Annotated in this window: 8 protein-coding genes; 4 read left to right on the top strand and 4 right to left on the bottom strand. The window is 71.5% G+C overall.

The features are described from left to right. Positions 1-1,523: helix-turn-helix transcriptional regulator (locus VFO68_RS21995; protein WP_325160241.1), on the top strand; the 1,523-nt coding region annotated here is incomplete at its 5' end. Between the two features lie 113 nt (positions 1,524-1,636). On the opposite strand, the gene VFO68_RS21990 is transcribed toward VFO68_RS21995, so the two are convergent. Continuing rightward, the gene (locus tag VFO68_RS21990; protein WP_414635547.1) at positions 1,637-2,473 is read right to left on the bottom strand and encodes an SAM-dependent methyltransferase; all 837 of its coding nucleotides are present in this window, start codon (positions 2,471-2,473) and stop codon (positions 1,637-1,639) included. 164 nt (positions 2,474-2,637) lie between these two features. Here VFO68_RS21990 and VFO68_RS21985 point away from each other — a divergent pair, with 164 nt between their 5' ends. From VFO68_RS21985 to VFO68_RS21975, 3 genes are all read left to right on the top strand, one after another. Then, the gene (locus VFO68_RS21985; RefSeq protein ID WP_325160243.1) at positions 2,638-3,531 is read left to right on the top strand and encodes a helix-turn-helix transcriptional regulator; all 894 of its coding nucleotides are present in this window, start codon (positions 2,638-2,640) and stop codon (positions 3,529-3,531) included. Between the two features lie 162 nt (positions 3,532-3,693). After that, a complete protein-coding gene (locus tag VFO68_RS21980; RefSeq protein ID WP_325160242.1) occupies positions 3,694-3,888 on the top strand; it encodes a DUF397 domain-containing protein in 195 nt (64 codons plus the stop codon). A 3-nt stretch (positions 3,889-3,891) separates the two neighbouring features. Continuing rightward, positions 3,892-4,218 carry a hypothetical protein gene (locus VFO68_RS21975; protein ID WP_325160239.1) on the top strand — a complete coding sequence of 109 codons (327 nt, stop codon included), beginning with the start codon at positions 3,892-3,894 and terminating at the stop codon, positions 4,216-4,218. Here VFO68_RS21975 and VFO68_RS21970 read toward each other — a convergent pair whose 3' ends face one another. The 3 genes from VFO68_RS21970 to VFO68_RS21960 form a co-directional block, all read right to left on the bottom strand. Further along, positions 4,219-4,797: a DUF305 domain-containing protein gene (locus VFO68_RS21970; protein WP_325160238.1), complete on the bottom strand. Its 579-nt coding sequence runs from the start codon at positions 4,795-4,797 to the stop codon at positions 4,219-4,221. Continuing rightward, complete coding sequence (locus VFO68_RS21965) at positions 4,797-5,654, bottom strand: lytic polysaccharide monooxygenase (protein WP_325160237.1); 858 nt, start codon at positions 5,652-5,654, stop codon at positions 4,797-4,799. The genes VFO68_RS21970 and VFO68_RS21965 overlap by 1 nt, the downstream gene beginning before the upstream one ends. 126 nt (positions 5,655-5,780) lie before the next feature. Beyond that, a partial coding sequence (locus VFO68_RS21960) for an adenosine deaminase family protein (protein WP_414635546.1) occupies positions 5,781-6,223 on the bottom strand: 443 nt, incomplete at its 5' end.

Here is a 6,223-nt window from a genome sequence, read left to right as displayed (position 1 = left end):
CCGGCCACCACGACCCGGCCCGAAACCCCGACGACCACGACGACCGTCACCACGACCACGACGACCACGGCGGTCCGGCCATGACCACCATGACCATGGACGACGCGGTGCTGGCCGAGGTCGCCTGGCTGGACGGCGACGCCGTGACGGCGATCGACGCCGCCGACCGGGCGCTGGCCGCCGGTGCCGACCCGGACTGCCGGGCCGCCGGGGTCGCGGCCGCCGCCGCGGCGGCCGACGGGGCGCTGCACGACGCGGCGGGCCGCTGGCGCCGGGTGGCCGCCACGCTGGCCGGAGCGCACGGGGCGACGGCTGCCGCGCGCGCCGCGCTGGCCGCCGGGCTGCTCGGTGATGTCGACGCGGCGGCCGGCGACCTGGCCGCCGCGCACGCGACGCTGCCCGGTTCGGCGCCGCGCGGGCTGACCGTGCTGCTGGACGGGGTGGACGCCACGGTCGAGGCGGTGCGCGGCGGGTTCGCCCGGGCCGCCCGCCGGCTCGCCGGGCTCGCGGTCGCCACCGTGCCCACCGACCCGTTCGCCGCCGAGCGGTGGGACGACCTCGCGGTGACCGTGACGATCGCCGGCGGGGACGACCGCACGGCGCGCGACATGCTCGCCGCGTACCAGGACCGGCCGGGCACCACCCGGCGCCGGCTGCTGGCGGCCTGGCTCGACCTGCGGGCCGGCCGGCTCGGCGACGCCCGGGAGGCGCTGGCCGCAGCGAGCGACGTGCCGATCCTGCGCCGGGACGCGGTGCTGGCCGCGGCGATCACGGTCGGGCTGGCCCGGCGGGCCGGCGACGACGACGCGCTGCGGGCCACCTGGCACCGGGTGGCGCCGGTGGTCACCGGGTCCGATGTGGAGCTGTTGCTGTTGGACGCCTGGGGTGAGCTGTCCGCCGGTGCGGCCCGGGTCGCGCCGGCCGAGGCCGACAACGTGGCGGCGGCCATGGCGGTGGCGGTGACCCGGGCCGGCTCACCGTCCTGGTGCGTGGCGAGCCAGGCCTGGTGGCGGCTGCAGCGCGCGGTGCTGACCGACGACGGGATCGCCGCCGGGCGCGCCGCCGCCGCGCTGGCGACGCTCGACGTGCAGCCCCGGGCGGCGGCCGCCCGGGTGTGGGCCGGGGTGCTCGCCGGCCGGTTCGAGGTGCCGGTGGTGACCGGAACGGCCGAGGCGCTGGCCGATGCCGGGCTGCCGTGGGAGGCGGCCGCGCTGTGTGGCGCGGCGGCCGCCCGGTTGCCCGATCCGGCCGCCGCCAAGGATCTGCTGGGCGCCGGCCGGGCGTTGCGGGCCCGGTTCGTCACCCGCGGCGCGGCGGCCGGCGGCCTGTCCGGCCGGGAGCGTGCGGTGGGCGAACTGTTGCTGGACGGGTTGACCCAGAAGGAGATCGGCGCCCGGCTCTACATCTCGCCGAAGACCGTCGAGCAGCATGTGGCCCGGCTGCGGCAGAAGCTCGGCGCCGGCAACCGCGCCGAGCTGATCGCCGCCCTACGGGTCCGCCTCTCCGGAATTTCTGTGCGGTAGTTGCGTGCCGGCGGACGGTGCGGGTATCGGGTGGATGGTGGCTGGGCGCCGTCACGGTCCCCTGAGGTCGCTGTTGGCCGGGCACGGACTTCCCCTAGAAATTCCGGAGGCGGCTACGGCTTGCGGGCTACGCCGCCGACGATGCAGTGCGACACCGGGTCGAGCGGCTTGAGCTGCGGGCCGTCCGGCCACCAGTCGGCGCAGCGGGTGAGGCCGGGCTCGACGAACTCCAGCCCGCCGAACATCGCCTCGATCTGCGGCCTGGTCCGGAACAGGCCGGTGCCCATGCTGCTGTGCAGGAACGCGTCCTCCATGCGCCGGGCGAGCGGGCTGTGCTCCTCGTTCTCCGGGTCGAAGAAGTGCGAGAGGGCGACGTAGGAACCGGACGGCAGCGCGTCGATGTAGACACTCATGAGCTCGGCCGGGTCGCGTTTGCCCGCGTAGTGGTGGAGGGTGCCGAGTTGGAACAGGGCGATCGGCTCGTCGAAGTCCAGGTGCTGGCGAACCCCCTCGTTGCCGAGGATCTGCTCCGGCTCGAAGATGTCGGCCGAGACGAAGTGGGTCAGTTCGTTCTCCTCGAGCAGCGCCCGTCCGTGCGCGATCACGATCGGGTCGTTGTCGATGTAGACGACCCGGGAGTCGGGCGAGATCCGCTGGGCGACCTGGTGGGTGTTCTCCGCGGTCGGCAGGCCCGACCCGCAGTCCAGATACTGGGTCACCCCGGTCTGGCTGGCGATGAACCGGGTGGCCCGGATCAGGAAGTTGCGGTTGTCCCAGGCCAGTTGGGCGGCCTCCGGCGTGACCTGCTGGACTCTGCGCAGGACCTCCCGGTCGACCTCGTAGTTGTCCTTGCCGTTGAGGAAAGCGTCGTAAACGCGGGCGATGTTGGCTTTGCTGGTGTCGATGTACACGGGGACGACCTCGGGTTCGGCGGACCGGGCACGGGACATGTTGGGGGCCTCACACAGCGTTGTGGATCACAAACGGTATGCGTTTGCTCGGGGGCACAGCCTAAACGTGCTATTCGGACCCGTAAACAGGTGTGATACTTGACCGTTCGGCGCCGATGTGTACGGTCGGTCACGAATGTGGCGCCATTTGAGGAGAATGGGTGATGGTTGGGCATACGCCGTCCGATGAGACCGGCCGTCGTGACCAGACCGGCGGCGGTCCCACGGCACGCCGGATCATTCTCGGCGCCCAACTGCGACGGTTGCGTGAGGCCGCCGGGATTACCCGGGCGGCAGCCGGTTACGCCATTCGAGGGTCGGAGTCCAAGATCAGCCGGCTGGAACTGGGCCGGGTCGGGTTCAAGAGCCGCGACGTCGCGGACCTGCTCACGCTGTACGGCGTGACCGAACCCGCCGAACGCGACGCGGTCATGGCGATGGTGCTGCGGTCCAACGAACGCGGTTGGTGGCACCGGTACTCCGACCTGATGCCGGCGTGGTTCCAGGACTATGTCGGTCTGGAGGAGTCGGCCGCCCGGATCATGGCCTACGAGGCCCAGTTCGTGCCCGGTCTGTTGCAGACCAAGGAGTACTGCCTGGCGGTCGCGAGCCACGGCCGGCCCGACGTCGCCAGCCAGGAGGTTCAGCGCCGGGTGGCGTTGCGGATGCAGCGGCAACGGGTGCTGCACCGTCCAGGTGCGCCGAAGTTCTGGGTGGTGATCGACGAGTCCGTGCTGCGCCGGCCGATCGGTGGCCGGAACGTGATGCTCCACCAGTTGGATCACCTTTTGGAAATCACCCGATTGCCGCACGTGGTACTCCAGGTGGTCCCTTATCAACTGTCCGGTTACGCCGCCGAGGGATCGTTCGCCATGCTCCGGTTCGCCGAACCGGAGCTTCCGGACGTCGTCTACATCGAGCATTTGACCGGCGCGCTGTATCTGGACCGCCTGGACGAGTTGGAGCGCTACGGCCGGGTGTTCGACCGGCTCACCGTGGATGCCGAGCCGCCGGAGAGCAGCCGGGCGCTGCTGGCGAAACTGCGGGCCGAAATCTAGGCTGTTTGCCCGCTCAACTGGGCCGATCGGGTGCAAGTTACTTACCCCGCGTGCCTTTTCGAGTGCGCTCGGATACCGTCAGCACGGTCAGATGCACGTGCATGCACACACGCATTTTCGTTGCTCAGGAAGGTGGGCATCGTCGTGGAGGTCTACAACGGCATGCCGGCGTCGTCGCTTCGTCCGGACAGGTGGCGGAAAAGCAGTTTCAGCGGCGCGGTCGGCAACTGTGTCGAGATCGCACATCTGCCCGGTGGGCGGGTCGCCGTACGCAACTCCCGCGACCCGCGCGGTTCCGCGCTGGTCATGCCGGCGGCCGGGCTGTCGGCGCTGCTGTCCGGCAGCGAGGTCTGCTGAGGGATGACCATGCTCGCCGAGAATCCGGCCGGCGATCTGGAGGCTCAGCTGTGGGCCCTGCGCGGGCGCGGGTTCCGGTTCCTCGATCCACGGGACGACCAGGGCGAAGTGGTCGCGCTGGTCGGCGTCCGAGCCCACCACGACGTCCTCGACGTGGTCCGGCTGCACAGTGAGAGCGACGTGGTGGCCGCCCGGATGCCGGGCGACTCCGATGTCCTGGCTCCGGCCCGGGTGTTGTGGGAGCGGGCCGGAGCCGCCCGCGAGGTGCTGGACGCGATGCTGGCCCTGCCGGACGACTGGGTGCCGCGTCCGGCCGGCGGCTGCCGCTAGTCATGGCTTTTGCCCCAGCAGCACCAACATCTGGTCGATCTGGGCCAACCGGGACACGCTGATCCGGTGCGCGAGCGCGGTGGCGCCGGCGTTGTGGCCGGTGGCGGTCTCCAGCGCGGCCAGTTGGACGGCGTCGTCCTGGTGGGCGATCAGCACGTTGAGGAACCGCCGGTCGAACTCCGTGCCGCTGATTCCGCGCAGTGCCACGACTTCCCGGTCGGTGGTGTTGGGTAGTCCACCGTGGTCGGTGTGCGCGCCGGCCGCCGCGACGGGTGGCTGCCGCCACTGCCGCAACCAGTCCGACATGGTCGCCAACTCGTCGGCCTGGGTGGTCTCGATGGCCGCGGCGAGGGTGTGCACCGCCGGGCTCGTGGCCCGGCCGGCGGCCAGGCCGACGATCACCAGTCCCTGCCGGTGATGCGGCACCATCATCTGCAGGAACATCACGTCGCCGGCGTTGAATCCGTCCTGGACGGACTGGTTCGTCGCCGGCGCGAACGAGGCAGGGCGCGCCGGCGACGAACAGGCCGCCAGGAGGAGCACGGCGGCGGCAATCAGGCCGAGGACCGCTCGGGTCATCAGGCGGGCTGCCAGAGGGCGGGGGCGTTGGGCGGTTCCCAGCCGGGGATGGCGGTGTGCGGCTGCCGGCACTGGTAGCTCTGCCCGTTGTAGGTCACCCGGGCCCCGGCCTGGTAGCTGGTGCCGGCCGCCCACGTGCCGCTGGACGGCGGCGGGTTGGTGGGGCTCGTCGGTGGCGGCGGGTTGGTGGTGGTGCTGGTGGGTGGCGGCGGGTTCGAGCCGCCACCGAAGTCGACGTCGGAGCAGGTGTAGAAGGCCTCCTCGCTACCGACGACGCGCTGCCAGATCGAGTAGACGATGTGCCGGCCGGTGCGCGGCGGGATGGTGATCGTCCAGTTGGTGAACGTGGTGGGGTTCTGGTTGTTGAAGGTCTGGATGGGCACCAGATCCGACCAGCGCAGCGGTTGGGCCGGCGACCAGCCCGCGCGGGTGATGTAGAACTCGAAGTTGCTGTTCGCGTGCGGCGCGGTGGCGTGGTACGTGATCGTCAGCGGGCCGGGCGAGATCCGCTTGGCCGGCCAGTCCGTCCTGGCCAGGTCGAGACCGCGGTACTTGTCCCGGCCGGCGCTGCACAGCTTTCCGTCCGGGATGAGCTCCCGGTGCCGGCCGCCCGCGCCCAGCAGGGACACCTCGTTCCAGTCGTAGAACGGTTGGGTGCCACCGAGTTCGATGGCCGCGCGGCAGGCCGCGTTGCTGGGGTTCTCCGGGTTCTGTTGCTTGCACACGTAAACCCGGCTGGGCGGGTCGGACATGGTGCCGTGCGCCTGCGCCGGCCGGGCCGGGAGCAGTGCGACCACCACCACGGCGGCGGCGACCACCACCGCGACGGACAACGCGAAAACGTGTCGGACCTTCACTTGTGCCCTCCTGGCAGGGTGGATGGGCTGCACGAATGAACGTGCATGATCGCCGGCAGGCCCGTCAATTGGTCTAGACAATTTTCCGGCGAACTGGCGGAAACCCGCCACCCGGGCCGACACCGCTCAGCCGAGCCAGCCGGCGGTTTCCGCGTGCAGCCGCAGTTTCGTCTGCTCCGGCGCGAACGAGGCGTCGATCGCGGTGTGGTTGAGGGCGGCCAGGTCCGCGTCGGTGTAGCCGAAGGTGTCCCGGACCGCGGCCAGTTCGGTGCTCAGTGTCCGGCCGGTGAGGTTGGGGATGTCGGTGCTCACGGTGACCGCGAGGCCGGCCGCGCGCAGCGCCGGCAACGGGTGCGCCGCCAGCGACGGCACCAGCCCCAGCGCCACATTGGACGACGGGCACACCTCCAGCGCGATGCCCCGGTCGCGCACCCAGGCCAGCAGCGCCGGATCGTCCAGGATCCGGATGCCGTGGCCGATCCGCTCCGCCCGGCCGAGCGTGACCGACTCCCGGATGCTCGCCGGGCCGGCGGACTCCCCGGCGTGGTGCACCACATGCAGGCCGGCGT

This window comes from Actinophytocola sp. (assembly GCF_035712165.1).
GTDB lineage: Bacteria > Actinomycetota > Actinomycetes > Mycobacteriales > Pseudonocardiaceae > DASYTH01.
Note: the sequence above shows the minus strand (reverse complement) of the source record. Positions and strands in the feature narration are given on the sequence as shown.

Bases quoted from the DNA above. Each gene is read 5' to 3' on its own strand.
- VFO68_RS21990 (WP_414635547.1), bottom strand. From the start codon at position 2,473: ATGTCCCGTGCCCGGTCCGCCGAACCCGAGGTCGTCCCCGTGTACATC.
- VFO68_RS21985 (WP_325160243.1), top strand. From the start codon at position 2,638: ATGGTTGGGCATACGCCGTCCGATGAGACCGGCCGTCGTGACCAGACC.
- VFO68_RS21980 (WP_325160242.1), top strand. From the start codon at position 3,694: ATGCCGGCGTCGTCGCTTCGTCCGGACAGGTGGCGGAAAAGCAGTTTC.
- VFO68_RS21975 (WP_325160239.1), top strand. From the start codon at position 3,892: ATGACCATGCTCGCCGAGAATCCGGCCGGCGATCTGGAGGCTCAGCTG.
- VFO68_RS21970 (WP_325160238.1), bottom strand. From the start codon at position 4,797: ATGACCCGAGCGGTCCTCGGCCTGATTGCCGCCGCCGTGCTCCTCCTG.